This window comes from Flavobacterium sp. J49, from assembly GCF_011742145.1.
Classification (GTDB): Bacteria; Bacteroidota; Bacteroidia; order Flavobacteriales; family Flavobacteriaceae; genus Flavobacterium.
Genome location: NZ_JAAQQU010000098.1, coordinates 51,479 through 77,716 on the forward strand (window position 1 = coordinate 51,479; position 26,238 = coordinate 77,716).

The following is a 26,238-nucleotide window of genomic DNA, read 5'->3' on the forward strand; positions in this document are numbered from 1 at the left end:
TTAAATCTGACAGTCTAAGAAGTCTAACAATTAAAAAAAAATGAAATATGAAAACAACTAAAATTTTACCGTTACTTCTACTCTTCATCTTAGTTTCCTGCAGTTCAATAAGAGTAAACTCAGACTATGACAAACAAGTCGATTTTACGCCTTATAAAACTTATGCGTTCCACAAAACCGGAATTGACAAAGCGGAGATTTCTGATTTAGATAAAAAGCGAATTCTGCGTTCCATTGATGAAGTCATGACGGCTAAAGGTTTTACTAAAAGTGAAGCACCCGACTTATTAATTTCGTTTTTCACCAAAGAAAGAGAAGAAGTCAATGTAAACCAATTCAATGCCGGCTGGGGTTATGGCTGGGGCTGGGGTTGGAATCCCTATTTATGGGGTGGCAATACTTCTGTTTCCCGTCATACCGAAGGCACTTTGTACATTGATATTATAGATGCCAAGAAAAAAGAGCTTATTTGGCAAGGCGAAGGCGAAGGTGTTTTAACGAAAGACACTAACAGAAAAGATGAAGTTATTAAAGAATTTGTGACCAAAATACTAGAGCTATATCCGCCGCAGAAGAAGTAAGGAGTTGGCAGTGTTCAGTTGGCAGATTAAGATATAAACCGTAATAGAAATATTGCGGTTTTTTTATTGCAGTAGATTTTCTTAGCCCGGATTGTAGTGGCATCCTTTTTCTTTGCAAAAGAAAAAGATATAACGGAAAGCCGGAAACAGCTCCTAAAAATAAATCTGTTCAAAGTTTTTTATGATTTTTATCACACTTGTTTGTGCTAAGATTTGTAAATTTACGAACACAACAAAAGTATATTTATGGAAGCCCATTTTGAAAGCAACCCTTTGATTGACAGATTACCAAAGCACTTAAAGCAGTTTATCAAACCGCAGGATTATAACGATTACACTCCGATTAATCAGGCTGTTTGGCGTTATGTGATGCGTAAGAATGTGGATTATCTTTCAAAAGTAGCCCATGAATCTTACCTGGAAGGCTTGAAAAAAACCGGATTGGAAGTCGATAGTATTCCGAACATGTATGGCATGAACCGTATTTTGAAAGAAATCGGTTGGGCAGCTGTAGCCGTGGACGGATTCATTCCGCCCAATGCCTTTATGGAATTTCAAGCGTATAACGTTTTGGTAATTGCATCCGACATCCGTCAATTGGAACATATTGAATATACTCCCGCTCCGGATATCATTCACGAAGGTGCAGGCCACGCTCCTATCATTGCCAATCCGGAATATGCGGAGTATTTGCGTCGTTTTGGAGAAATTGGTTGCAAAGCCATTTCGTCTTCGCGCGATTATGAAATGTATGAAGCGATTCGTTTGTTATCCATCCTAAAAGAAGCGGAAGACACGCCTGAAGAAGAAATCAAGAAGGCAGAAGACCAAGTAGATTTTCTGCAAAATAATATGGGAGAACTCTCTGAAATGTCCCGCATCAGAAACTTGCATTGGTGGACGGTGGAATACGGCTTAATTGGCACAATTGACAATCCGAAAATATACGGTGCCGGATTGCTTTCTTCAATTGGGGAAAGTGCATGGTGCATGACAGACAACGTGACCAAAATTCCTTATGATATTTCGGCTGCAGATCAAAGTTTTGACATTACCAAACCGCAACCTCAATTGTATGTCACACCCGATTTTGCCCATTTGAGTTTGGTTTTGGAAGAGTTTGCCAATACCATGGCTTTGCGTACCGGTGGATTATCGGGCATTCAAAAACTAATTAACTCTAAAGCTTTAGGAACGATAGAACTCAGTACCGGAATTCAAATTTCAGGTTTGTTTACGAATGTGATTGAGCATGAAGGCAAACCGATTTATGTACAAACTACGGGCAAAACTGCTTTGTCCTATCGCGAAAAAGAATTAGTGGGTCACGGCACACAATACCACGCTGAAGGTTTTGGTTCTCCGATTGGAAAACTAAAAGGTATTAACTTGGCGATTGAAGATATGAGTCCGAGAGATTTACGTGCGTATGATATTTACGAGGCTGAAAAAGTGACATTAGAGTTCGAAGGAAATGTTACCGTTACCGGAGAAATCATTACCGGTTCGAGAAATTTGCAAGGTGAAATTATCATCATCAGTTTTAAAAACTGTACCGTAACACACAACGACACAATTTTATTCCAACCGGAATGGGGTATTTACGATATGGCTGTAGGTAAAAAAGTGATTTCTGCTTTTTCCGGTCCGGCCGACGTGAACAGTTTTGACATGATTAATCATGTACCGTCAAGTCACACCATTAAGGCTAAAAAATCGGCTGAACGAGAAGAATTAGAAGGTTTATATCTTAATATAAGAAACATCCGTGAAGGCAAGACTGCGGTGATTTCTGTTGAAAATACTTTTGATTTAGTTCAAAGCAAACATCCTAAAGACTGGTTACTTTCCTTAGAAATAGCGGAACTTTGTGATAAAAAGGGCAACACCGAACTATTGCACAACGTTTTAATTCATTTGGAAAAACTCAAACAAAGCCGTCCTGAAATTGCGCATTTAATTTCGGGTGGATTGGGTTTGTTTTTGGAAAAAGTAAGTTTACAGCACTAATGTAACCTTTGTTACTGCGAGTCAATTCACTACGAAATATCTTTGCTGAAAAAATTACAATTATGGGATTATTAGACCTATTAGGCTTAGGCAGCAAATCGGAAAGCATTCAAGATTTTGTCAACAAAGGCGCTGTCATTATTGATGTTAGAACTGTTGGCGAATTTCGTGACGGACACATTAAAGGCTCTAAAAACATTCCGTTAGATAATATCAACGGAAAATTAGCTGAAATCAAAAAATTAGACAAACCGGTAATCGTTTGTTGTCGCTCTGGAATGCGAAGTGCGCAAGCGGCTTCTCTTTTAAAATCGGTTGGCATTGAGGTAATAAACGGTGGTGGTTGGCAGAGCTTGGAAGGTAAGCTTTAAATCAAATTGTTGTTTTTCGCTTTTTGAATGGCTTCGAGTTTGTTGTGTACCTGCAATTTGGTATAAATATTCTCGATATGTTTTCTAACGGTTGACGGTGAAAGGAAAAGATTGTCGGCAATGACATTGTAGTTTAAACCTTTGCTGAGCTGTTCCAAAACCTCAATTTCTCTTGAAGTCAATTTGATTTCATCCTCACATTTTTCTTCAAAGTTCACCGGATTTCTAAGCAATTTGAGTGTCTTCAACGCTATGGAAGGATTCATCGCTGCTCCACCATTCAAAGTTTCAATAATCCCTTGATAGAGTTCTTTGGGGTTGACTTCTTTGAGCAAATAACCGTCGGCTCCGGCTTTAATGGCATTGAAAATATTTTCATCATTATCAAAAACGGTCAGCATAATGATTTTGATTTGCGGATATTTCGACTTAATGATTTTAGTAGCTTCAATACCGTTGCAAACCGGCATCTCGATATCCATCAATATCAAATCGATACACTTGTTGGCTTCCAGCTTTTTCTGTAAATCGTTACCGTCAATAGCGGTAAATTTCACAACCATATCGTCAAAAAAGGAAAGCTTTTCGGCTACTGCTTTTTGCAAAAAAACATTATCGTCTACTATGGCTATTCTGATTGACATGGCGAAAAAATTATATAACAAATTTGACTATTTTTTTTGAGGTAACCCACTGATTTACAAAAAAAGTCCTTTTCAAAATGTGATTTAGCTTGAATAAACCTCAAAATGAAAAGGACAACAATAAAAACAACCTAAGTGTTTTTTCTGTAAAAATCAATACCACTTGATTAATCAAATTTGATTAATTCATTCCACAAAAAAAATACGTCAAATGACGTATTTTTATCAAAGTGGTAAACCGAAAAAATTATTGATTTTTCAGTTGGATACTGATTTTTGTACCGGTTTCTTTTGCGGAAATAATCTCGAACAACCCACCATTATCGGCTATGCGTTTGCGCATATTATGGATTCCGTTGCCAAATTCTACCTGTTCCATGTCGAATCCTATTCCGTCATCTGCAATTGTGATTGAAATGACACTGTCTTTTGGCGTTATACTAATGCTGATCTTTTTCGGGTTGGCATATTTGATACTGTTATTAATGGCTTCTTGAATCGTTCGGTACAAATTCATGCCTTCTACTGATGTAAATTTTATGTTTTTGAGTGTTGCATCAACGTCAAAATTAAACTGAATGTCTTCTTTAGCTTCTTGCGCTTTCTCGATAAAATTGTGGATTCTGGCTTGTAAATCTTCAAACGTGATTTCGCTTTTATTCATCGCCCAAATCGTGTCGCGAAGCTCTATAATCGTAGATTTGGCAAAATCACTAATCCCAGACAATTTTGAATCCAACTTGGCATTTTGAATATCAAAAGCATATTTGATATTGTCTACTGAGGAAATAATGAAGGTCAATTGGGAACCAATATTATCATGCAAATCGCGGGAAATATCTAAGCGTTGTTCTTGCAATTTGTTTTGGGTTTCAATTTTGGCAATCGCTGATTTGAGTTCAAACTCTTGTTCTTGCTGTTTGTTTTTGAGTTTTTGCTGGCGGTAAACCAAATAAATTATCACTAGCAATGCTAAGGAAATCAGACCTAAAATTAAAAATTGGGTTTCTTTTTTCTTAATTTCCAATTCACGTGTGGCGATTTCGGCTTTTGATTTCTGGATGAGTCGTTCCTTTTTCTCGGTTTGGTATTTGGTTTCTAATTCTGCTGTTTGTTTTTCGGCTTTGCTGACTAATAATTGTTCGTCTAAAACAGCCAATTTGTCTAAATAAAAATCCACACTGTCGGGCTTGTTCAAATACGAATAAACTGTGATCAAAGACTTATAATTTTTCTGGAGTTTCTCGTTGTGATGGGTTTGTTCATAAAATGATTTGGTAGAAACCAATAGCTTTTTGGCTGCTATATATTTTTTATTCGTGATCAATTCCAAAGCTAAATTTAAATCGAAATTGGCTTTGTCTAAGTCGGAGTTGAGTTCTTCCCTAACTTGTTTTGATTTTTCATAAAGAGCTAAAGCATCTTTAGACTTCTTTTGCTCCGATTTGATGGAAGCGATGTTGTTAAACCCACTCGAAATACCTTTTTTATTACCAACCGCCGTACAAGCTTTTACGCTTTTGTCATAAAATCTTAAGGCGTTTATCGTGTCTTGCATGTGCAAATAAACATTCCCGAGATTAAGGCAAGAGACACACAATTCTTCGGTAAAATTATTCTGCTCCTGATACAGAACGACCTCATTGATGTACTTTAAAGCCTTGGGGTAATTTTTAAGCTTGAGGTGAATTAAACCGATATTTCCTTTGATGATGCTGGTGTTTTTTTCGTCTTTAATTCCTTCAAAGTATTCTAATGCTTCAAGAAAAGAAGCCATTGCCTGTTTGTATTGGTGTGTCTTTTCATAAATATTGGCCAAGTTATTGTTGATTTTGGCCACGCCTTTCAAATCATTTCTGAGCTTTCTGATTTTGTAAGCAGTTAAATAATTTAATTTAGAATGGACAAAATCGCCTTTGATAAAATAAACTGCGCCTATATCGCTGTAAACTTGTGCCACCAAAGCAGAATCGTTTAATTTCTTAGATTCAACCACGGCTTTTCCGCCATAATACAACGCCGAATCAATGCTGATTTTAGAATAATACCAAGTCAAATCGGAATAAATCGAAGCCGTTTTTTTGGCATCGGGATTGGCTTGCAACTCTTTTTTTAATTTGTCTATAATATCCTGGGCATTTTGGGCATTTACTGCTTGCGTTATCAGTCCCAAAACAATAAACAGCAATCCTTTTTTCATACACAACATTTATAACGATATGGTGACATTTGTCCCTGATTCTGAACTTTGTATGGTAAATTTTCCTTTGATTTCTTCGATTCGTTTTTGCATATTAATCAAGCCATTGCCTTTTTCTGTATTGGCTAAATCAAATCCTTTGCCGTCATCTTTGATGATAATTTGAATCTTGTCGGCTTTTTTTTCAACCAAAATACCAATATTTTTTGCTTCGGCATATTTGATGCTGTTGTTTAAGGCTTCCTGAATCGTTCGGTAAATGTTCATGCCTTCGATGGAGGAAAACTGCAGGTCTTTTAATTCGGGCCCAACCGTGAAATTAAATTGAATTTCTCCTTTGACTTCTTTAGCCTTATCCACAAAATTGTGAATTCGGGTTTGCAAATCTTCGAAGGTAATTTGGCTCTTGTTCATGGCCCAAATGGTATCGCGAAGCTCGATAATTGTAGATTTGGCGAAATCACTAATGCCGGAAAGCTTATCATCGAGTTTTGCATTTTGAATGTCAAAAGCGTACTTTATATTGTCTACCGAAGAAATAATAAACGTCAGTTGTGACCCGATATTGTCATGTAAATCTCTTGAAATCGTTAATCTTTGCTCCTGCAACTTGTTTTGGGTTTCAATTTTGGCTATGGCCGATTTGAGTTCAAACTCTTGTTCTTGTTGTTTGATTTTCATTTTTTGTTGGCGGTAAACCAAATAAATGATACACAACAAAGCCAATGAAATCAAACCCAATATGAGAAATTGTGTGTTTTTATTTTCAATCTCGATTTCGCGTTCTCTTATGTCTGCCTTTGATTTTAAGAGTTGCTTTTCTTTTTTCTCGTTTTGGTATTTGGCTTCGAGCTCGGAAAAGGTTTGGGCTCGTTCTACATCAAAAACCGAATCCCTGATTTTGATGTAACTTTCTTGGTCTTGGACGGCTTTTGAGAGATTATTTCGCTTTTTATTAAATTGGGCTCTGTGGTAATAAAAATCCCTTAATTTTTCGGCGTTATCGCTTTTTTTGGCATACCAATAAGCTTTCTCGAATAGCATTTCCGCTTCGTTAAAATCGTCTAATTCGTAGGCTATCGTGGCTAAATTGGTGTAATTTGTCGCCCGTTCATAATAGTAATTATTGTCTTTTACACCATTGTTTACTTCAAAATTCTTGTCGTTGATTTTGAGTGCCAAACTGATCCATTTTTTAGCTTCTTTAAACTTTTTTTGCTTTAGTAATGTATTCCCGATATTGTTGTACGTTTCACCAATGTAGAGTGTGTCTTTACCTTTATAATACTTGAACACTTTTTTGTGGTAATGCAAAGCGCTGTCGGGTTTGTTCCAATCATCAAAGTTGATGGCAATCGCATTCAAAGCATTGCTAATCATTTCCGGACTTTTCTCTTTTTGGTTTACCCAATATTTCAAAGCCTTCTTTCCATAGAAAACACCTTTCGGATAACTCTCAAAATCATGGTAAGTCAGGGAAAGCATCGCATTGAAAAAAGCAATCCAGTTCTCTTTTTTTTCTTTTTCAGCCACTCGGATGCCTTGCAGTGAGTAATCAATGGCTTTATCGTATTGTCCTTGCTTTCGGTAAACTTTTGACAAATTATTATAAACCGTCAAAAGAGAACTTACATCACCTCCGTTTTGGAGCAATTTTATAGCGCGTTGTCCGTAAACAATGGCACTATCCAACTGGTTGTAATCGGTGCAACGGGCATTCTTACAGAAATAATATTGTGCTTCGTCTTCAGTGTTTTTGATACTTTTCTTGGCAATTTTAAAATAATAATCGGAAGAATCCTGAGAGGTAAAAGCCTTGCCAAGTGTTTTTTTAATATCCTGAGCATTTGCCTCTACCGAAATAAGCAACGCAATGAGTATGAAGTAATAAAAGTTTTTCATGTAGAGATTGTATAGCATAAATGTATTAAAAATGTTAAAATTTTCAATGGCTAAATCTCTTTTTTTGGACACAAATCTTCCATCAATTGATAATTCAATTCGAAAACATTTTTATTCAAAACGGCATTAACCTCTTTCATCTTTCTTTTCATCTCTTCTGAAAGGTGGAGTTGAAGAGATTGCTTTACACACTCTTCGTTGAGTTGCCACATAAACTCCTCCAGAGGTTTGATCTTTGACACAAATGAATTCCTCTCCGAAAGCATTTTGCGCAACAGATAAAAAATGAGTCCGATTAATATCAGAAAAACGATTGCCAGGAAAAATGTCATACCTATTTGAATGTAGTGGGTAAAATTCTATCAAAAAAAATCAAAAAAAAATACGGCATACGCCGTATTTTCTTGTTCCGTTGAAATTACAAAAATTAGTTTGAAGTAAAGTTTACGTTGAAAGCACCATTAGTAATTGCTTTTGTATCAACTCCATCTTGGTTTTTCCCGGTAAAAGTAAAAGTTCCTTTAACATTGGTATCTGAGATTTCACTGATTGTAATGGAACCAACCACTCCTGAACCATCATATGGCGCAGCCCAAGTTTGAGAAGCCATAGGATTACTGATATTGGCCTCAATATAACTGGCAATTGCAGAAATATTGGCCGTATCGCTGATTTCATAAGTTCCTGTACTGCCATCATAGTTACTCACAATCAATTGAATTGCCTTTCCTGTAGCATCACTGCCTTGCACAATAATAGTAGTAAAGCCTCCTATCACCTGTTTTGTGGCAAAAGTGGCTAAATCCATAGAGACAAAATTAGAGCCACCAACTTTGGCCTTGACTTGTCCTAACGATGCTGTTGCACCACCTCCGCCTCCATCATCGCTACTGCATGATGATAATAAAGTTGTTAGCGCAACGGCTAATACAATTCCGAATTGTTTCATAGTTTTCATGTTTAAAAAAGGTTAAAGTTATTACTGCAAATCTTACATTTTACTCTTGGTTAATCAATACGGCATTTGTCGTATTTTAGCCATACTTACTCATCCATTAGGCTTCATCAAATCGGCTTTAGGCAACGGAATAAATTTTAAAATATTGGTTTCGTTTTGACTCGAAATATAGTAGAGTACTTCGTTCTTTTCATCGTAAAACGGCAAGCCGTCGAAGTCGGTTGTATTGACTTTACTTCCCAAGTTTATGGGTTCTGACCAGTTTTTCCAGGTATCGTCTAATCGATAAGAAACAAAAATATCATAACTGCCAAAAGCACTGAATCCGTCACTACTGAACAACATGGTTTTGTTGTCTGACAGCAATTGGCACATGCCTTCATCTGCCGCTGAATTAATTACTTTGCCCATATTTTGCAATAAACCGTAAGTCCCGTCTTCTTTTTGCAATGCGAAATACAAATCCCCGGCGCCTTGAGAAAAGTCGGTCTCAATACCCATAAACAAAACCTTTCTGTCTATAGTAAGATAAGCGTCTGCCGTTTCATCGTAATTGTTATAAGCCGTTACTTTTATGGGGGCCAAATGCTCATAATTACCGTTGTTTACCGCAAACAGTTCAAAACCGGTCTCATGGGTTCCTTTCTTATATGAACCTCCTCCTTTCAAGATTAAGTCGTTGCCTATGCATCTCATATGATTGTATCTGTCATTAGCATTAAGAGCAGGCTCTATCTTTTTATTGCTCCATTTTCCGGTCGCATCTTTGGTAAAAGAATATATTTCATTCTTGGTATCGTTTATCGCAGTGACAAAAAATTTAGTCCCATCTGCCGAAACCGAACAACTGGAAGGTACTATTCCCGGAATTGTCAAAGTTTGGGCTAAAGAAAGGTTTTCAAAGGTTGCGGTGCTGTGAACAGTGGGTTGTATTGGTGTTTCTGAATCAGAAATACCAATGGCATCAATTTCTTTTTGTCCGGGAAGCAGTGCGAAATTAAATTCAACCCGTACCGCCACCACACCCGAAACGGCTTCTTCAAGTAGGGCATATTCCACACCAGGATTGATTACATCTGGACTTTCCTGAATCTTTCTGCGTTTGCGTTTAAAGTAATAATTCCTATCTGCCGGAATGGTCGCTTTGAAGGTTACTGTTTTATAATTTGGCTTACGTGACCAAACGCGCTTGTATTTCCCGGAACCATCGTCGACAGCGACACTGACCACACAACCGGCATTCAGATTTTCAAAAATGGCTACTTGTTTTACGGTTTGTGGTTTTTCGAAACCCACTTCCACCCATTCATAACCGTCTAAGGCCTTTTTGGGCGTCCAGGCATTCGGGCTACTACCACCTTGCGGAAAAACATCGGGTTTGCCTAATATTCTCTTTATTCCGTGTTGCTTTCCGCCTAAATCGGAAGAGAACTTGATGAGTTTATTAGCCCATTGCACTTGCTGTGCATTCACAGAAAGCAGCATAAAGAATGCGGCACAAAGTAAGGATATATTTTTCATAATGATTGTGATTAAAAAAGGACTGCAATTGCTTGCAGTCCCAAAACTAACTTCCTTAAAAACTTAATTATTCACTTTGATTTTCTCCACTTTTTTACCTTTAAAAGCAAAGATGAATTCACCATCATCGGTAATGTCAATTCCGGCACCGTATTGCGGACTTCCGCCTTTTCCTTTAGATTGCACCGAACCTTTGGTTTCTCCATTGGTCATATCAATACCGTAGATGATATTTTTACTGTTTCTTTGATCTCTTAAGTAATAATTTCCTTCAATTTCATAGAAATAATCAACACCTCTGATTTTTTCGGTAGCATATACTCTTTTACCGTCTTTTTTGGAATAAGAAGCCAATCCTTTTTCAGAAAGTACAACTACATTTTCGCCAAAGTCAATGACATCTGTCGCTTTTCCTACTTTAGCATCATTGTGCTTGACATCAAACAATTGGTTTCCGGAAGCAATATCATAACCGTAAAACTCATCGCCATCGCCCACAAACAAGGTTTTATTATTTTCTAAAATAAAATCGGTGATGCGTTTGTCAAACTTCTCAGAGCGCCAAGCCGTAATTCCGGTTTTATCGTCTAAACACAAGACAGAATTCTTTTGGGCTTTGTAGTCCCAATAAATATAAGGCACCCATTGTTTAGCACTACCGCCGCCAAAACCACCCAACGCCATTCCGGCAGACAATCCGCTTGAGGTTTCTTCTAATCTGAATTCTTGAACTTGCACTTTCCCACCAACTTGCACCAACACTTTGTCTCCCGATTTATAGATATTCGGCATACAAAAAGCACCGGTAATTTTTTCTGAAGCCCATAGTAATTTACCCGAGGCCAAATCGTGTTTTTCTACATATTTGGTGCGGTCTCTTGTTCCTAAAATCACAATATAAACCGCATCATCCGTAAATAAAGGATCCGCAATAGTTCTGTAAATTTTAGAGCGTTTTCCACCACTAAATAGTCCACCATTGGCCCCTTTCATATCGTTTTCATAAGTCACTTCCCAAAGTTTTTGACCATTATTGATGTTGTAAACTTGTAATCCGTCTAAGTACATGTATAACTTATCGCCTTTGATCCACAAATCCACGATGGCTCTTCTGGTAACCAATTCTTTTTCGATAGTACCCAAGAAAGTCGCATCCCAAAGAATCTCTCCATTGACCGCATTGATTTTTACCAACTGGTTTTTAAATCCGGCAAACAAAGCGCCTAAAGCTGTTGGTTTGAAATTAATCATGATGATTTCGTTTCTGCCGGCATCGTAAATATATTTTCCAACTCCACCTTTGAAACGATTGGTCTCCCAAATTTTTTCACCGGTATCGGCTTTGACTAAAATTACAGAGGCTTTTTGTGAAATTAGAAAAGCATCTAATTCATAAATGTATTTTACTGTATCCAATTCGCCTTCATCTCCACCTTCTTCAGCTTTGGTGCCTTTTTGAATCAAGTTTTGGTATTCTTCCGAATTCCACAATTCTTTTCCGGTCACGATATCGAGTACAGCGACTCTGTCGGTTCCCAATTTTCTTTCATCAAAAAGAAACAAATAACCGCCTTTGCCTTCTGCTTTTTGAATTACATATTGGTATTCGCATTTGTTGGTTTTGTTGGTGGTAATTTTTTTGTAATCGCCACTCCAAATGGTTTTTCCGTTAACATCCAAAACCGTAGCGGAATTATCGTCTGTCGCCAAGATATATTTACCATTGTTTACAGAAACCGCCAGGCGCGAGGCTTTGTTGTCAAATTCTGATTCCCAAACGGTTCCAAAACTTCCCGATTTTTTTCCGGCTGATTTGCCCTTGCCTATTAGTTTACCAAACTGGGCGTTTGCTGGTAATGCGACGGCTAAACTCAGTATCAGCATTACTAAAGTAATTTTCTTCATTGTTTTATTGCTTTTATTGTTAGGGTTAAAAAGTAACGGTGTAGCGGATTTTATAGCGCTGTTGTTTTTGCAGTTTGAATTTGAATTTGTGATCGAGAATGTAGCTCGACATGAAGTTGATAAAATCAATATTCTTGATGTCACTGTCTACTTTGAAGAAGGAAGAAACTTTCCCGTTTTGAACCACGCCAATGTCTATGACCATAGTGCCTTTGACATCAGCATATTTTTTGTTTTTCTTTTTAAGAAATTCCTCCGATTGGAAAACTTCATCAATTTCTTTGGTAACGGTTTCCGCTACTGCTTCCTCATCTGTCAGTACCGGTTTTTGGGCCAATACATTTTGAGCAGACAGCAGGAAAAAAGCGATTACCAATAGTGCCTTACTTATTTTCATGGTTATTAGGTTGTTAAATACATAACAAACCTATAGCGAAATACTAAGGCAGGAAATACGGCAAATGTCGTATTTTGTTAAAATTGAAAGTGCGGAAATTCGGCTTGTAACCTGATAATCTTTTGGTTAAGGGTTGCCAAAAATTGTTGGTGACTGGCCGTATCAGGATTAAACGGACGATGCGCTAAGGCTTTTTGAATGTTGGCAACCTCTTGCATTGTCTCAAAACACTTTGGGGCAACATAATGCTCCAAAAATCGAGTCCAGATGTAGTCTATGGCGATTTGACTGGGATGCAACATGTCTTCGGCATAAAAACGATAATCCCGAAGTTCATCCATCATGATTTCGTAAGATGGGAAATAATTAGTGTTCAGTGCGAAGTGTTCAGTATTCAATAATTTGTGCAAAGCCGAGATAAGATGTGCTTTGCTGCGTTGGTTTTCTGTGAAACCGTCTTTGATATGGCGCACGGGAGAAATGGTGAAAATAAAACGACAATCAGGATTTACTTTTTGGATTAAAGCGATTGTATTTTGGATGGATTGCTGAATGATTTCGGGCGACAGGATTTCTTTAGCAAACTCTTTTTGGGGAATTTTATGGCAATTGGCAACGATTTCATTAGTCGAATTTAATCGGTAAACCCAAGACGTTCCGTAAGTAACAATCACATGACTTGCTTGAAGGATTAGATTGTTGGATTGTTGGATTATCAGATTTAGCCTTTCTAAGAATACTTCTTTATCAGCATGACTCAACTCTGAATGGACTTCATAACAATGCCATAAATCGTTGTGATAGAAAACATCGGATTCTGTAAACATGCGTTGGTTCACTATCCGATTAACAAGTTTCTCAATTGAAACCGGATTAAAAATTATCCCAAACGGATTGGTGGTCATTTGGAATTTATAATAGTGGAATTTATCTCCCATATTCTCGGCAAAACAAGAACCCAAAGCCAATAACTTGACGTTATAGTCTATTGGATATTCATAACAAGCAACGGGAACTTTGGTGTTAAAATTCATAGGTTACAATTTGGTTCAAAAATACAAAATAAAAACCCTTTCCTTGACAGTGGAAAGGGTTTTCGGTTTGAATATAGTGTTTGACTTTAATTATTTTATATAAACAAATTGGTATTGGTATTCGCCGTTATCACTGTAAAGTGCTACAGGATAATTGCTGGAGTTGTAATCGGCTTGCAAAGTGACTTGAGTAGCCGCATTTCCTGAAATCGTAGTAGTTTGCTGTGTCATATTGTGTTGCATCCCAAACAATCCGTTGGCTATAAAGCTGTATAATTTAATGGCATTGATTCCGGTTACATTGTGCATTGGATGGTGAGCATTGTCATAAGCATAAGCAACGCTAAAAGACAAAGTAGTTGAACTGTAATCTCTTTGACTTACTTCTCCGTTTTGGAAATAGAATTTTTCCGTAATGTCCGATAAATTAGTTTGTGAATTAGTATCTCCAATGAAACCTGTTACCAAAACAGAACCATCAATGTTGTAGGTAAATACATTTTTGAAACCATAATTATTAGCCGGTTGTAATTTGACAACTTCGGTTAATTGATTATTGGCGTTATAAGTAAACTGCGTTGTAGTCGTATTTTGATTTGAAGCATTAAAACGTTTGATTTCAGTAATTAAATCACCGTTGTAAACATATTTATCATACCCGATTCCGTCAGTTTGTGCTTCTATTTCGAAGCTAACTTTAGTCAATTTAGTTCCGTTGTATGAAAATGTATGTGTAGCATTTTGGCCCATAGTAAGGGCTGTCAATTTCTTCAACAACACCGGATTGTCGGCATCACTATCGCTAGAGCACGATACAAACGTTAAAAAAAATAAGGAAACTAAAAGAAGTTGTAGCGCTTTTTTCATAATCACATTAGTAGTTTATTGCATAGACTTTGCTGGGGCATGTTCTATTTCAAGTCAAATGTAGATAAGCCGCTCTTTGGGAAGAAAATTTTTCGATATACAGTCAATAAATCTGTTATTCGGCATATTTTGAATGACAAGATGCCTTTAATCGATAAAATAAAACCCTTTCAATCAATCAATTAAAAGGGTTTTAACTGTGAGAATACTGTATTTTTAAAGAATCAATACTCTATGTCGGTTATTCGGATTAAATAAAGTGTGTTTCCACCCAAATCTTCATTGGTATAATAATCAAATCTTATTGGAAATTGGCGCTCATCATATTCCAAAACGTACTCTTTGGCAATCACATAATTGGTAAACAAAACCCCGTTCATGTAAGCATCAACATAACTGTAATCTAAAACCAAATTGTTGGTGTTCATTTCATTAATCCAAGGTATGAGCAAAGAAAATCCTTTGATGTTTTTGTACGGATTTATTTTGGTATCGTACTCATAAAATCGATCTATGTAATTAATTTCATTTGTACTGGAATTATTGATAACATGACTGTATACATCTTCAACCAAATTACCGTTCTCAAAAAAAAGTGTTCCGCTTAAGGTTTCGGATGGATTAGAAATAGAACTGCTGTAAATCAATTTGATGTAATCAACCGTTCCGTCTGTTTGATGGGTATAAACCGTATTTTCATTTCTGTTGGTTAAAACATCAAACTTGTCAAAAGTCACTAACTTTCCATTATTGTAACTGAAATTCTCAACAAATCGCAATGCATTGGCTTCATAGAATTCTACCTTAGTAATAAAATCTCCTGTGTAGGTAAACACCTTTCTTTGTGCTGCATTGTAGAAAATCTCATTCAGCTTATTATCGTTGTAATTAAAAGTTCCTTCTCTTGAACCTATAGTATTGCCGCTATCTTGATAATAATCTATGGTCTTTCTCGGAAAATTCAATAATTCTACTTGTTCAGCCGAATCATCACTTCCGGAACAAGAGGTCAAAACTACAGTCAATAGGGATAAAATCGATATTAACTTTTTCATACTTTTATTTTATAAACCCAATAGCTTTTTCTAAAGCTTCTTTAATTCCGGCTACATTCTTTCCTCCGGCTGTAGCAAAAAACGGTTGACCGCCGCCGCCGCCTTGGATGTATTTCCCCAATTCGCGAACAACTGTTCCCGCGTTTAGGTTTTTCTCGGCTACCAATTCTTTTGAAATATAACAAGTCAACATAGGTTTGTCTTCCTCAGCTGTGGCTAAAACCAAGAATAAATTGGTTCCCAAAGTTCCTAATTCATAAGCCAAATCTTTAGCGCCTTCAGGATTCAAATCGACTTGAGTCGCTAAGAATTTTACACCGCTGACTTCTTGTAATTGAGCCGCCAATTCGCCTTTTAAGTTCTTAGCTTTTTCTTTTAACAATTGCTCAATTTGCTTTTTCAGTTTCGCATTGTCTTCTTGCAAAGAAACTACAGCTTTGATGGTATCTTGTGGATTTTTCAAAGTTTCCTTTATCGTTGCCAAAGCATTTTCCTGCTGTGTAAAGAAATCTTTCACTGCATCACCGGTAATCGCTTCAATACGACGAATTCCAGCCGCCACCGCACCTTCGGAAACAATTTTGAAATGCCAAATATCCGCCGTGTTTTTAACGTGAATTCCACCACACAATTCTTTACTATCGCCGAATTCAATCATGCGGACAGTGTCGCCATATTTCTCTCCAAACAAAGCCATAGCTCCTTTGTCCAAAGCTTCTTGAATCGGAATATTTCTGTATTCTCCTAATTGGAGTTGGGCTTCAATTTGAGCATTCACACTGGCTTCCACCTGACGCAATTCTTCGTCGGTAACTTTGCTGAAATGCGAAAAGTCAAAACGCAAATAGTTCGGATTCACTAACGACCCTTTTTGCTCTACGTGTGTTCCCAAAATAGTTCTCAAAGCCAAATGCATCAAATGCGTAGCCGAGTGATTTTTGGAGGTCGAGGTTCTCAAATCGGTATTGACTTTGGCCACAAAAGCAGCGTTTACATTCTCCGGCAATTGTTTGGCGAAATGCAAAATCAGGTTGTTTTCTTTTTTGGTATCGATGATGTCAATCGTTTCATTGGCTGAAACCAAAGTTCCTTTATCACCTACTTGTCCGCCGCCTTCCGGATAGAATGGCGTGTTGTCTAAAACAATTTGGTATAAAACACCGTCTTTTTTACTGTCAACTTTACGAATACGAGTGATTCTTACTTCATTTTCCGTTTGGTCATAACCCACGAATGTTTCCACATTACCCGGAATCAAAACCGACCAATCTTCTGTCGATACTTCCGAAGCAGCGCGCGAACGGTTTTTTTGTTCCTGCATAGCCGCATCGAATTCGCTTTCGTTAAACGACATGCCTTTTTCTTTCAAAATCAAAGCCGTTAAATCTTTTGGAAAACCAAACGTATCGTATAATTCGAACGCTTTCGCGCCCGGAACTTCCGTTCCTTTGTTTTGTGCCACAACATTTTCCAACAACTGTAATCCTTGTTCCAACGTTCTCAAGAAAGAAGCTTCTTCTTCGCGAATTACATTGGTCACCAATTGTTGTTGGGATTTAATTTCCGGGAAGAATTCACCCATTTGATTGGCTAAAACTTCTACTAATTTGTTGATAAATGGTTCTTTGGTATTTAAAAACGTAAAGCCGTAACGAATCGCACGACGCAAAATTCTTCGGATTACATAACCTGCGCCGGTGTTTGACGGCAATTGTCCGTCGGCAATAGCGAAAGCCACAGCACGAACGTGATCCACGATTACACGAATGGCAATGTTGGTTTTGTTTTGTTCCTCGCTTATATTTTTAACTTCATTCGAAGTATATTTTAATCTTGTAATTTCTTCTATTTTGGCAATCAGCGGAGTGAAAACATCGGTGTCATAGTTTGACGTTACGTTTTGCATCGCCATACACAAACGTTCAAATCCCATTCCGGTATCGACGTGTTGTGCCGGTAATTTTTCCAACGAACCATCAGCCTTACGGTTGAATTCCATGAAGACGTTGTTCCAAATTTCCACCACTTGCGGATGATCGGCGTTTACTAGACTTCTTCCTGAAACAGCGGCTCTCTCGGCATCGGTTCTTAAATCGATATGGATTTCGGAACACGGACCACACGGACCTTGGTCACCCATTTCCCAGAAGTTGTCTTTTTTATTACCCAAAATGATTCGGTCTTCAGAAACGTACTGTTTCCAAATGTCAAAAGCTTCTTGATCGAACGGTACATTCTCAGCCGGATTACCTTCAAAAACAGAGACATATAAACGGTCTTTGTCTAATTTCAACACTTCGGTTAGGAACTCCCATGCCCAAGCCAGCGCTTCTTTTTTGAAGTAATCGCCGAAGGACCAGTTGCCGAGCATTTCGAACATCGTGTGGTGGTAAGTATCAAAACCTACATCTTCCAAATCGTTGTGTTTTCCGGAGACACGAAGACATTTTTGCGTATCGGCGATACGTGGACTTTTGGGTGTCCCGTTTCCTAAAAAGTATTCTTTGAATTGCGCCATACCCGAGTTGTTGAACATCAGGGTTGGATCGTCTTTTAAAACGATTGGAGCCGATGGTACGATTAAGTGTCCTTTGCTTTCAAAGAATTGTAAGTAGGCTTTTCGAATGTCTTGTGATTTCATTTTTTATGTTAATTCGATTATTTGTTTATACGGTCATTTGGTTGGTTTGTGATTTCAAATAACCGAATCCACGAATAACCATATTCAGTTCTAAAATAAATTTAGGGATTGACTGAAACATTTGTTAAATTTGTTCGTACAACCATTGTTTTCTTAAAACAAGCACAAAAATAGTATAAAATAAAAGATGGCGAAAAAAGTAAAGTATTATTTCGATACCGAAAGTTTAGCTTACCGAAAAATCAAGCCGAAATTATCCAAGAAACTGGGTTACATCGGTTTATTTTTAGTGGCATCGGGTTTGTTTGGCTTTTTGTGTTTTGTGGTTTTACTGAACAGTTCCTATCTGGAAACGCCTAAAGACCGATTACAGGCGCGTGAAATAGAAACGATGAAATTGCGTTACGCCATTTTGAATAAAAAGATAGACCAAGTCGAAGAAGTTTTGGCCGATGTAGAAGAGCGCGACAATAATATTTACCGTGCTTATTTTAACACCTCGCCTATTCCGACAGAACAACGTAAAGCAGGTTTTGGCGGTGTAAACCGATACAAAGAATTAGAAGGATTTGACAATTCAGAATTGGTGATTAACACTTCGAAACGCGTGGATGTGATTTCTAAAGAATTGGCCATACAGTCTAAATCACTGGATGAAATTTTGAAATTGGCCAAAGAAAAAAACAAACTGCTTTCCGCGATTCCGGCCATTCAACCGGTAAAGAATGAACAAATGAAGCGAGTGGCTTCGGGTTTTGGTTATCGCAGTGACCCATTTACCAAAGTGCGTAAGATGCACGAAGGCATGGATTTTACAGCGAAAACTGGAACACCGATTTTTGCCACCGGTGACGGTGTAGTGAAAAGTGCCGATAACTCGAAATCAGGTTTTGGAAATCATATTGAAATCAGTCACGGTTATGGTTATTTGACCTTGTATGCGCATTTGAGTAAGTACAAAGTCAAACGCGGACAAAGAGTCAAACGTGGCGATATTATCGGATATGTGGGAAGCACCGGTCGAAGTGAAGCACCGCACTTGCATTATGAAGTGCACAAAGACGGCAAAGTGGTGAATCCGTTGAATTTTTACTACGGAAATATTTCAGCAGCGGAATATACGGTTATTTCGAAATTGGCGAATCAGGAGAATCAATCGCTTGACTAAAGTTCAGGTTTTATAAACATAGCAAAACAAGAAACACTATGCATATAGAGTTAAAAGAAGGAAAGAGATATTACAGCATCGGCGAAGTAGCCAAGGCTTTTAATGTGAACGCTTCATTGATTCGTTTTTGGGATAAAGAATTCGACATCTTGAAACCCAAGAAAAATGCCAAAGGCAACCGAATGTTCACCCCGGAAGATGTGAAAAACTTACAACTGATTTATCACTTAGTGAAAGAACGCGGCTTTACGCTGGAAGGCGCTAAAACCCACTTGAAAGAAGGTCAAAAGAAAACCTTAGACAAGTTTGAAATCATTAGTAAACTGGAAACGGTGAAAGCCCAATTATTAAATATCAAGAACCAACTTTAGGCTTGGTTTTTGTAACATTCAAAGCAATTTAAAAACTAATAACAAACCTTAAATTAAAACAAACATGGATTTTAAAAAATTTTTACCTTGGATTATTGGAATCGGATTAATCTTGATTATTGGCTTCTGGTATGTTAATGTTAAAAACGGAGCTATTGAAGTAGACCAAGCAGTTAAAAAAGAGTGGGGAAATGTTGAGACATCTTATCAAAGAAGAAATGACTTAATCGGCAATTTGGTAAACACGGTAAAAGGAGCTGCAGATTTTGAAAAAAGCACGCTAACAGCAGTAATTGAAGCCAGAGCAAAGGCAACTGCGGTTAAAATTGACCCTGCTAATGTTACACCGGAACAATTGGCGGCCTTTAACTCAGCACAATCAGGACTTTCTTCATCTTTATCGAGATTATTGGTTTCGGTGGAACAATATCCTACCCTGAAAGCTAACGAAAATTTCTTGAAACTACAAGACGAATTAGCCAGTACCGAAAACCAAATCTTAACAGCCAGAACACGTTTTAACGAATCAGTTCAAGCATACAACAATTATGTTTTAAAAATGCCACGAAACTTAATCTTATCAGATTATAAAGAAAAAGCAGCGTTTAAAGCAGTAGAAGGTGCTGAAAAACCGGTAGAAGTAAAATTCTAATTCATAACAATGTCTAAAGTAGAAGATTTTCTAACCCAAACTGAAGAACAAGAAATTGTTGAAGCCATCCGCGTGGCCGAAAAAAATACTTCGGGCGAAATCAGAGTACATATAGAAAAACACACTTCCATCGATGCGTTTGAGCGCGCGATGGAAGTTTTTCATTTATTAAAAATGGATGAAACCGAATTGAAAAACGGGGTTTTAATTTACTTAGCGGTCAAAGACAAAACCTTTGTGATTTGCGGTGACAAAGGCATTAACGATTTGGTTCCGAATGATTTTTGGGATTGTACGCGTGATGTAATGGTTAAAAACTTTAAAGAAGGTCATTACAAACAAGGTTTAATTGACGGTATTCTTCGCGCCGGTGAACAACTGCAAAAATACTTCCCTTACCAAGATGGTGACACTAATGAATTGTCAAACGAAATATCAAAAGGATAAAACATGAAAATTCCAAACCTGAAAATTCCAAATTCCAATATGGTTTTGAAATTAGTCATTCTTCTTTCCTTTTTTCTAAATAGTAATTCCGCTCTCTCTCAATATACCATCCCAAAAGTACCTGCTGAGCAAACCTCTGTTTACGATTATGCTGACGTACTAAATCCTGACGAAGAAGCACAGTTAAAAGAAAAACTCATTCGCTATTCGGATTCTACGACTACGCAAATTGTGGTGATTACCATTGAAAGTTTGCAAGGCGAAGACATTGGAATTTTAACCCCTAAATGGGGACAAGCTTGGGGAATTGGAGGCAGCAAAGAAAACGACAACGGTGTGATTATTCTTTTGGCCAAAGCCGAAAGAAAGATTTGGATTTCGGCCGGATATGGTTTAGAAGACCGATTGACTGCCGGAATCGGAGGAGAAATTACCCGAAACATTATCATACCCGAATTCAAAGCCGGAAGCTATTACAAAGGCTTAGACAAAGGTGCCGATGCGCTTTTTGATGTTTTTAAAGGCAAATACAAAGGCGAAAGAAAGACCAATAAAAAAGGCGGTGGATTTCCCATTGCACCGATTATCATTATAATCATAGTCATCATTATCATTATTGCCAAAAACAAAGGTAATGGCGGCAGCGGAAATCATGGCAATCGCGGTGGTGGATTTGACTTAGCGGATATTATTATCCTAAGCAGTTTAGGTCGCGGCGGTGGCGGATTTGGTGGCGGTTCATCAGGTGGTGGATTTGGCGGCGGCGGATTCGGTGGCGGATTTGGCGGTGGCGGATTCTCTGGCGGTGGTTCCGGCGGAAGTTGGTAATTCAGCAAGCAGACAGCAGTAGCAGTCGGCAGATTTAAATATAAAAAAACCTCGTTTAATTTGAACGAGGTTTTTTTTATTTAATCCATAATGATAATTCCGCCATCACCTTTTTTCTTTCCGGCAAATTTTTCGAGTTTATAGGTTAATGAAAACATTACGTACCTTTTTAATACCGTGTTTTCGGCATCAACAATGGCCGTGGGCGTTATAGTGCGCGTGGTGTTTTGGTTTTGGTCTAATAAATCGTAAACTTTCACTTTGGCTAAAAATTGGTCTTTAAAGAAATTATAGCCTAAACTTACATTCCATAAATAGAAATCTTTTTTAAATCCATCAGCTATATTGGAATTGTAGGTATAACCAAAATCACTTCCAAGGACAAACTTCTTAGGAAAATAGGAAGTGATTTCCAATTTTCCGTTGTGAATGAAATTTTGTGCATTGCTCAGTACATAATTTTCATAATCGGTAGTTCTGAAAGTATAGCGATAGGATGGCGCAATGGTCACCAATTCGTCAATACTCCAAGTAGCGTTGATTCTGGGGTTAATGGACAATGCTCTTGATTCAAACTGTACGGCATTGGTTAAACCTTGGTCAAATCCGTAATTAAAATCTAAGCTCATGCCATAACGAAACGTTCTTTTCTCCTTTTTATTCGATTTGCTCCAATTGATTCCCAAATAAGAACTGTAACCCAAATTAACGTTTTCATAAGTGGTAGTCGATTTAAAATTATCGTCAAAAACCGTGGAAGAAACTATAGCATTTGTACTCAGATTAAAACCTGAATAAATGTAATACCCCGAACGCGAGGCATAATCATAATCGTTAAAACTAAAATACATTTGGTGCTTTTGCGTTGGTTTTAAGTCTTCATTTCCAATCACCGTATTCAGCGGATTCGACAAATTCTCAAAAGCCAGAACCTGATAGGCTTCGGGTAAGTTCACACCGTAATCATAAAAAGAGTAAATAGATTTTGATTTAGTAATTCGGTGACTGATGTAGCCTTTTACCCTTGGCATCACATAATTTTTGTTGCGATTGGTTCTGATACCCAAATAATCTGATTGGGCGTCAAAACGAATAAATTCGGGACCGAAGTTGATTCTACCGTTGGTTTTATTTTTGCCCAAAAGCAACCCTGTGGAAGGAAAATAAGTCGTTATTTTTGAAAGTGTTTGATTGGACTGTTCGTCATTGAAATCATTATAGGCGTTATCAACACTATTAAAATCAAAAGTTGCGGCTTTACTTTTTATAACTCTGTGTGTCACTTCAGAAGTAAGACTGAGTCTGATAGAATCGAATAAAGGTTCACCATAGCGAATTTCTAATTTGACGAAATCATTTTTTTCTGTTTCAAATCGGTTTTGTTTCCTGATATCATCCGGAGTAGCATCGGCAAAAAGGGTTTGCGAATCGGTGTCGAGATAATTGTTTCTTCTTTTAACTTCGGTTTCCAAATTGATGCTTAAACCTCGGTTTTTCTTGAATTTTTTACTGTAATTAGCATCTCCGTTAAACGTACTGTTTTCGTTCTCACTGTAATCATCGGTATTGCTGCTGTTTAATTCGTTCAAATCTTCATCGGTTGTGATTTGTGATCTTGAGAATCGGTTGCTGGTTTTCCCTTTTTGGAATCTTGGGTTAAAATAAATCGTCGCCGTAGAATCAATTTGGTATTCAAAATCCATACTGGCGGTATGGTTGTCACTGCCCGATTTTGTAATGGCATTAGAATTGGTAAAACGCGTTCCGTCGGGCAATAAATTAATACGATTGGTTCTGTTTCGGTTTTCTGTTTCGGTATTGGCAAAATAATAGCTCGAACTTTGATCCATTTTTTTCAACCATTTGTCCTGATAATTTATGCCTATCATATTCGATCGGGTAATCCCGCCGTTTCTTCCGCCAAAGGACATATTGTTAATTCCGAATCCGCCGTCTTCATTGTAATAGACCGACATATTTCTTCCACCGCCCATATTGTCAAAAATTTCATCCATAGAAAACCCAATCGAATTGATGTTGTTGGAAGAAGCCAAAACACTTATTTTTCGTTCGCCTTTAAAAGTGTTTAAGAGCAAACTCGATTCATACCGCTTGTCCGATCCCGAACCGGCAGTTACCTTTCCGAACAAACCTTTGTTTTTATCTTCTTGTATGGTAAGGTTGATGGTTTGCTCATTAGAACTCGAGCCTTCACCAGACAATTCTTCGGCTTTGGTTTTGGTATCCGTAACCTGAACTTTATCAATGATTTCTGCCGGCAGATTTTGAGTGGCTACTTTGCCGTCTTTGCCGAAGAACGGTTTTCCGTTGACTAAGATATTATTGACTTCTTTGCCATTGACGGTGATTTTCCCTTCGGGCGTGATTTCAACTCCGGGCAATTGTTTCAGTAACGCTTCCACATTGGCATCGGCACCAACTTTAAACGAAGCCGCATTGAATTCTAAAGTATCTTTTTTAATTCTAATCGGAGGAATCTCAGACTTTATGACTACTTCGTTTAAAGCGTTAACAGCTTCTTTCAAACCAATAGTCCCAAAATCTTTATCGGTATCCAAAGACACTTTTTCCTCTTTAAAATCCTGATAACTGATATAAGAAACCTTGAGTAATACCGGTTTGTCTGATTTTTTTATTTTGAAGTTGAAATTGCCTGTTTTATTGGTAATAGTGTAATCTACTATAGTAGAATCTTTGACAGCGGTCAGGTAAACCGTGGCCGATTCGATGGGCAATTTGGTCGTTTCGTCAATCACTTTCCCTTTTAAAGTGATGGTTGATTGTGCAAAAGTGACTGAAGAAATAAAAAGAACTAAGAATAAACAGAGAGATTTTGGCATAAAAAATTTAGCAGTTATTAGGTTAGAAACAATAATAACGGCTAAATTCTTATTTTAGTATGTAATGTAAAAATTTCTTACGAAAAATTTAACAGTTATTGCTTTTTTTATCTGTCGACAGGTATCTTTTAATGCTTTTAACAATTGATTAATAGCACTTTAACTATAGCTCTCAAACATAAATTGTAACTTTAACAAAAGTTTGAGTCATGAAAAATTTCGCAATAAAATTGGTTTGGTTTACCACAATTTATGTTTTTGTTTTTGCCGGTTTATGTCAAACGAATGTAACTTTTCAGGCCATAATGAGTTTGTACATATTGGGTCTTTTCTTAATTCTGTTTATGGTTTATATTGTACTGACAGATTCATACAAAACATCTAAAAGGTTTAAAGATTGGTATGGGGATCATACAGTAGAACACTAAATAATTTAAAAGACAATCTTTTTAGTTTAAACTTAAAACTAAAAATCCCGATTGCTCGGGATTTCTATGTTATTTTTCTCTTATGTAAATATCAATCGGCACTCCTGAGAAATCCCAGTTTTCGCGGATTTTGTTTTCTAAGAAACGCTTATACGGTTCTTTTACGTATTGCGGCAAATTGGCAAAAAACACAAACTGTGGTGTTGGTGTTGGCAATTGCATACAATATTTAATCTTTACATATTTTCCTTTCAACGCCGGTGGCGGATAGGCTTCAATCAATTTCAACATAAAATCGTTGAACTTTGAAGTTGGGATTCTTTGTTTTCTGTTTTCGTAAACTTTTACGGTTTCTTCCAAGGCTTTTAACAAACGTTGCTTGGTTAAAGCCGAAGTAAAAATAATCGGCACATCAGTAAACGGTTGCAATTCTTCACGGATTTTGGCTTCGTAATCACGGGTAGACATGGTGTCTTTTTCTACCAAATCCCATTTGTTCACTAAGATGATTACCCCTTTTCTATTCTTTTCGGCCAGCCAAAAAATACTTTGGTCTTGGCCTTCAAAACCTCGAGTAGCATCGATTAAAAGAATACAAACATCCGAATGCTCAATCGCACGAACGGAACGCATTACAGAATAAAATTCTAAATCTTCTTTTACTTTAGCTTTTCTGCGGATTCCCGCGGTATCGACTAAGTTGAATTCGAAACCAAAACGGTTATATCGTGTATCGATTGAATCTCTTGTTGTTCCGGCTATATCAGTTACTACGAATCTGTCTTCCCCGATTAAGGCATTGATGAAAGAAGATTTTCCGGCATTGGGACGACCTACTACACAAAATCTTGGCAGTTGTTCTTCCTCTTCCGTAACTTCGGGTAATTCGGGTAATACTTCGACTAATTTGTCTAATAATTCTCCGGTTCCGCTTCCGCTGATACTGGCAATGGTAAAATATTCGCCTAATCCTAAATTATAAAACTCGATAGCGTCTTTTTCACGCATCGCGTTGTCTACTTTGTTTACGGCTAATAAGATTGGTTTGGTTACTTTTCGGAGCAATTTGGCAACCTCGGCATCCATTGGAGTAATGCCTTCTTCTACATCGACTACAAAAATAATCGCATCGGCTTCATCAATAGCCAATTCGACCTGACGGCGAATTTCACCTTCAAAAATATCATCCGAACCTTTGATATAACCACCGGTATCAATTACCGAAAACTCTTTTCCATTCCATTCGCTTTTGCCGTAATTTCTGTCGCGAGTCACACCGCTAACCGAGTCAACGATCGCTTCTCTTCTTTTGATTAAACGGTTAAAAAAAGTCGATTTCCCTACATTTGGTCTTCCAACTATGGCTACAATATTGTTCATAATCATTTTAAATATGG

At 37.4% G+C, this 26,238-nt stretch carries 23 protein-coding genes; 9 read left to right on the forward strand and 14 right to left on the reverse strand.

The window, feature by feature from the left end; genetic code table 11:
* Positions 1-47 precede the first annotated feature (47 nt).
* From HA632_RS03315 to HA632_RS03325, 3 genes are all read left to right on the forward strand, one after another.
* On the forward strand, positions 48-581 hold the full coding sequence (locus tag HA632_RS03315) for a DUF4136 domain-containing protein (protein WP_176305793.1): 534 nt from the start codon (positions 48-50) through the stop codon (positions 579-581).
* Positions 582-827: 246 nt separating this feature from the next.
* Positions 828-2,591, forward strand: coding sequence for an aromatic amino acid hydroxylase (locus HA632_RS03320; protein ID WP_176305794.1), 1,764 nt, complete (start codon positions 828-830; stop codon positions 2,589-2,591).
* Between the two features lie 62 nt (positions 2,592-2,653).
* Positions 2,654-2,962: a rhodanese-like domain-containing protein gene (locus tag HA632_RS03325; protein ID WP_176305795.1), complete on the forward strand. Its 309-nt coding sequence runs from the start codon at positions 2,654-2,656 to the stop codon at positions 2,960-2,962.
* Here the strand turns inward: HA632_RS03325 and HA632_RS03330 are convergent.
* From HA632_RS03330 to alaS, 12 genes are all read right to left on the reverse strand, one after another.
* On the reverse strand, positions 2,959-3,606 hold the full coding sequence (locus HA632_RS03330) for a response regulator transcription factor (protein WP_176305796.1): 648 nt from the start codon (positions 3,604-3,606) through the stop codon (positions 2,959-2,961). The two genes, HA632_RS03325 and HA632_RS03330, sit on opposite strands and share 4 nt — an antisense overlap.
* A gap of 247 nt (positions 3,607-3,853) precedes the next feature.
* On the reverse strand, positions 3,854-5,806 hold the full coding sequence (locus HA632_RS03335) for a sensor histidine kinase (protein WP_176305797.1): 1,953 nt from the start codon (positions 5,804-5,806) through the stop codon (positions 3,854-3,856).
* A gap of 9 nt (positions 5,807-5,815) precedes the next feature.
* A complete protein-coding gene (locus tag HA632_RS03340) occupies positions 5,816-7,708 on the reverse strand; it encodes a tetratricopeptide repeat-containing sensor histidine kinase (RefSeq protein WP_176305798.1) in 1,893 nt (630 codons plus the stop codon).
* Positions 7,709-7,758: 50 nt separating this feature from the next.
* Entirely contained in the window at positions 7,759-8,040 is a 282-nt protein-coding gene (locus HA632_RS03345; protein ID WP_176305799.1) for a hypothetical protein, read from the reverse strand.
* A gap of 95 nt (positions 8,041-8,135) precedes the next feature.
* Complete coding sequence (locus HA632_RS03350) at positions 8,136-8,666, reverse strand: DUF6252 family protein (protein WP_194967093.1); 531 nt, start codon at positions 8,664-8,666, stop codon at positions 8,136-8,138.
* A 90-nt stretch (positions 8,667-8,756) separates the two neighbouring features.
* On the reverse strand, positions 8,757-10,187 hold the full coding sequence (locus HA632_RS03355) for a hypothetical protein (protein WP_176305801.1): 1,431 nt from the start codon (positions 10,185-10,187) through the stop codon (positions 8,757-8,759).
* A gap of 63 nt (positions 10,188-10,250) precedes the next feature.
* A complete protein-coding gene (locus HA632_RS03360) occupies positions 10,251-12,092 on the reverse strand; it encodes a PQQ-binding-like beta-propeller repeat protein (RefSeq protein WP_176305802.1) in 1,842 nt (613 codons plus the stop codon).
* 25 nt (positions 12,093-12,117) lie between these two features.
* On the reverse strand, positions 12,118-12,489 hold the full coding sequence (locus HA632_RS03365; protein ID WP_176305803.1) for a hypothetical protein: 372 nt from the start codon (positions 12,487-12,489) through the stop codon (positions 12,118-12,120).
* A 77-nt stretch (positions 12,490-12,566) separates the two neighbouring features.
* Positions 12,567-13,523: a GSCFA domain-containing protein gene (locus HA632_RS03370; protein ID WP_176305804.1), complete on the reverse strand. Its 957-nt coding sequence runs from the start codon at positions 13,521-13,523 to the stop codon at positions 12,567-12,569.
* 90 nt (positions 13,524-13,613) lie between these two features.
* Positions 13,614-14,390 carry a hypothetical protein gene (locus HA632_RS03375; protein WP_176305805.1) on the reverse strand — a complete coding sequence of 259 codons (777 nt, stop codon included), beginning with the start codon at positions 14,388-14,390 and terminating at the stop codon, positions 13,614-13,616.
* 224 nt (positions 14,391-14,614) lie between these two features.
* Positions 14,615-15,445 carry a hypothetical protein gene (locus HA632_RS03380; RefSeq protein WP_176305806.1) on the reverse strand — a complete coding sequence of 277 codons (831 nt, stop codon included), beginning with the start codon at positions 15,443-15,445 and terminating at the stop codon, positions 14,615-14,617.
* Between the two features lie 4 nt (positions 15,446-15,449).
* Positions 15,450-18,086, reverse strand: coding sequence for an alanine--tRNA ligase (gene alaS, locus HA632_RS03385; protein ID WP_176305807.1), 2,637 nt, complete (start codon positions 18,084-18,086; stop codon positions 15,450-15,452).
* Between the two features lie 187 nt (positions 18,087-18,273).
* Between alaS and HA632_RS03390 the strand changes: the two genes are divergently transcribed.
* The 5 genes from HA632_RS03390 to HA632_RS03410 all read left to right on the forward strand — a co-directional run bounded on the left by HA632_RS03390 (position 18,274) and on the right by HA632_RS03410 (position 21,552).
* A complete protein-coding gene (locus tag HA632_RS03390; protein WP_176305808.1) occupies positions 18,274-19,254 on the forward strand; it encodes a M23 family metallopeptidase in 981 nt (326 codons plus the stop codon).
* Between the two features lie 38 nt (positions 19,255-19,292).
* The gene (locus HA632_RS03395; RefSeq protein ID WP_176305809.1) at positions 19,293-19,625 is read left to right on the forward strand and encodes a MerR family transcriptional regulator; all 333 of its coding nucleotides are present in this window, start codon (positions 19,293-19,295) and stop codon (positions 19,623-19,625) included.
* 64 nt (positions 19,626-19,689) lie between these two features.
* Positions 19,690-20,277: a LemA family protein gene (locus tag HA632_RS03400; RefSeq protein ID WP_176305810.1), complete on the forward strand. Its 588-nt coding sequence runs from the start codon at positions 19,690-19,692 to the stop codon at positions 20,275-20,277.
* Between the two features lie 9 nt (positions 20,278-20,286).
* Positions 20,287-20,724 carry a TPM domain-containing protein gene (locus HA632_RS03405; RefSeq protein ID WP_176305811.1) on the forward strand — a complete coding sequence of 146 codons (438 nt, stop codon included), beginning with the start codon at positions 20,287-20,289 and terminating at the stop codon, positions 20,722-20,724.
* A gap of 39 nt (positions 20,725-20,763) precedes the next feature.
* A complete protein-coding gene (locus tag HA632_RS03410) occupies positions 20,764-21,552 on the forward strand; it encodes a YgcG family protein (protein ID WP_228778750.1) in 789 nt (262 codons plus the stop codon).
* 80 nt (positions 21,553-21,632) lie between these two features.
* Here HA632_RS03410 and HA632_RS03415 read toward each other — a convergent pair whose 3' ends face one another.
* Positions 21,633-24,413: an outer membrane beta-barrel protein gene (locus tag HA632_RS03415; RefSeq protein ID WP_176305813.1), complete on the reverse strand. Its 2,781-nt coding sequence runs from the start codon at positions 24,411-24,413 to the stop codon at positions 21,633-21,635.
* 209 nt (positions 24,414-24,622) lie between these two features.
* Here HA632_RS03415 and HA632_RS03420 point away from each other — a divergent pair, with 209 nt between their 5' ends.
* Complete coding sequence (locus HA632_RS03420) at positions 24,623-24,841, forward strand: hypothetical protein (RefSeq protein ID WP_176305814.1); 219 nt, start codon at positions 24,623-24,625, stop codon at positions 24,839-24,841.
* 69 nt (positions 24,842-24,910) lie between these two features.
* Here the strand turns inward: HA632_RS03420 and der are convergent, their stop codons facing one another.
* Complete coding sequence (gene der / locus HA632_RS03425) at positions 24,911-26,221, reverse strand: ribosome biogenesis GTPase Der (RefSeq protein ID WP_176305815.1); 1,311 nt, start codon at positions 26,219-26,221, stop codon at positions 24,911-24,913.
* Positions 26,222-26,238 lie beyond the last annotated feature (17 nt).

What these genes read in the sequence shown, in the direction of transcription:
- HA632_RS03315 (WP_176305793.1), top strand. Translation starts at nt 48, where the DNA reads ATGAAAACAACTAAAATTTTACCGTTACTTCTACTCTTCATCTTAGTT.
- HA632_RS03320 (WP_176305794.1), top strand. Translation starts at nt 828, where the DNA reads ATGGAAGCCCATTTTGAAAGCAACCCTTTGATTGACAGATTACCAAAG.
- HA632_RS03325 (WP_176305795.1), top strand. Translation starts at nt 2,654, where the DNA reads ATGGGATTATTAGACCTATTAGGCTTAGGCAGCAAATCGGAAAGCATT.
- HA632_RS03330 (WP_176305796.1), bottom strand. Translation starts at nt 3,606, where the DNA reads ATGTCAATCAGAATAGCCATAGTAGACGATAATGTTTTTTTGCAAAAA.
- HA632_RS03335 (WP_176305797.1), bottom strand. Translation starts at nt 5,806, where the DNA reads ATGAAAAAAGGATTGCTGTTTATTGTTTTGGGACTGATAACGCAAGCA.
- HA632_RS03340 (WP_176305798.1), bottom strand. Translation starts at nt 7,708, where the DNA reads ATGAAAAACTTTTATTACTTCATACTCATTGCGTTGCTTATTTCGGTA.
- HA632_RS03345 (WP_176305799.1), bottom strand. Translation starts at nt 8,040, where the DNA reads ATGACATTTTTCCTGGCAATCGTTTTTCTGATATTAATCGGACTCATT.
- HA632_RS03350 (WP_194967093.1), bottom strand. Translation starts at nt 8,666, where the DNA reads ATGAAAACTATGAAACAATTCGGAATTGTATTAGCCGTTGCGCTAACA.
- HA632_RS03355 (WP_176305801.1), bottom strand. Translation starts at nt 10,187, where the DNA reads ATGAAAAATATATCCTTACTTTGTGCCGCATTCTTTATGCTGCTTTCT.
- HA632_RS03360 (WP_176305802.1), bottom strand. Translation starts at nt 12,092, where the DNA reads ATGAAGAAAATTACTTTAGTAATGCTGATACTGAGTTTAGCCGTCGCA.
- HA632_RS03365 (WP_176305803.1), bottom strand. Translation starts at nt 12,489, where the DNA reads ATGAAAATAAGTAAGGCACTATTGGTAATCGCTTTTTTCCTGCTGTCT.
- HA632_RS03370 (WP_176305804.1), bottom strand. Translation starts at nt 13,523, where the DNA reads ATGAATTTTAACACCAAAGTTCCCGTTGCTTGTTATGAATATCCAATA.
- HA632_RS03375 (WP_176305805.1), bottom strand. Translation starts at nt 14,390, where the DNA reads ATGAAAAAAGCGCTACAACTTCTTTTAGTTTCCTTATTTTTTTTAACG.
- HA632_RS03380 (WP_176305806.1), bottom strand. Translation starts at nt 15,445, where the DNA reads ATGAAAAAGTTAATATCGATTTTATCCCTATTGACTGTAGTTTTGACC.
- alaS (WP_176305807.1), bottom strand. Translation starts at nt 18,086, where the DNA reads ATGAAATCACAAGACATTCGAAAAGCCTACTTACAATTCTTTGAAAGC.
- HA632_RS03390 (WP_176305808.1), top strand. Translation starts at nt 18,274, where the DNA reads ATGGCGAAAAAAGTAAAGTATTATTTCGATACCGAAAGTTTAGCTTAC.
- HA632_RS03395 (WP_176305809.1), top strand. Translation starts at nt 19,293, where the DNA reads ATGCATATAGAGTTAAAAGAAGGAAAGAGATATTACAGCATCGGCGAA.
- HA632_RS03400 (WP_176305810.1), top strand. Translation starts at nt 19,690, where the DNA reads ATGGATTTTAAAAAATTTTTACCTTGGATTATTGGAATCGGATTAATC.
- HA632_RS03405 (WP_176305811.1), top strand. Translation starts at nt 20,287, where the DNA reads ATGTCTAAAGTAGAAGATTTTCTAACCCAAACTGAAGAACAAGAAATT.
- HA632_RS03410 (WP_228778750.1), top strand. Translation starts at nt 20,764, where the DNA reads ATGGTTTTGAAATTAGTCATTCTTCTTTCCTTTTTTCTAAATAGTAAT.
- HA632_RS03415 (WP_176305813.1), bottom strand. Translation starts at nt 24,413, where the DNA reads ATGCCAAAATCTCTCTGTTTATTCTTAGTTCTTTTTATTTCTTCAGTC.
- HA632_RS03420 (WP_176305814.1), top strand. Translation starts at nt 24,623, where the DNA reads ATGAAAAATTTCGCAATAAAATTGGTTTGGTTTACCACAATTTATGTT.
- der (WP_176305815.1), bottom strand. Translation starts at nt 26,221, where the DNA reads ATGAACAATATTGTAGCCATAGTTGGAAGACCAAATGTAGGGAAATCG.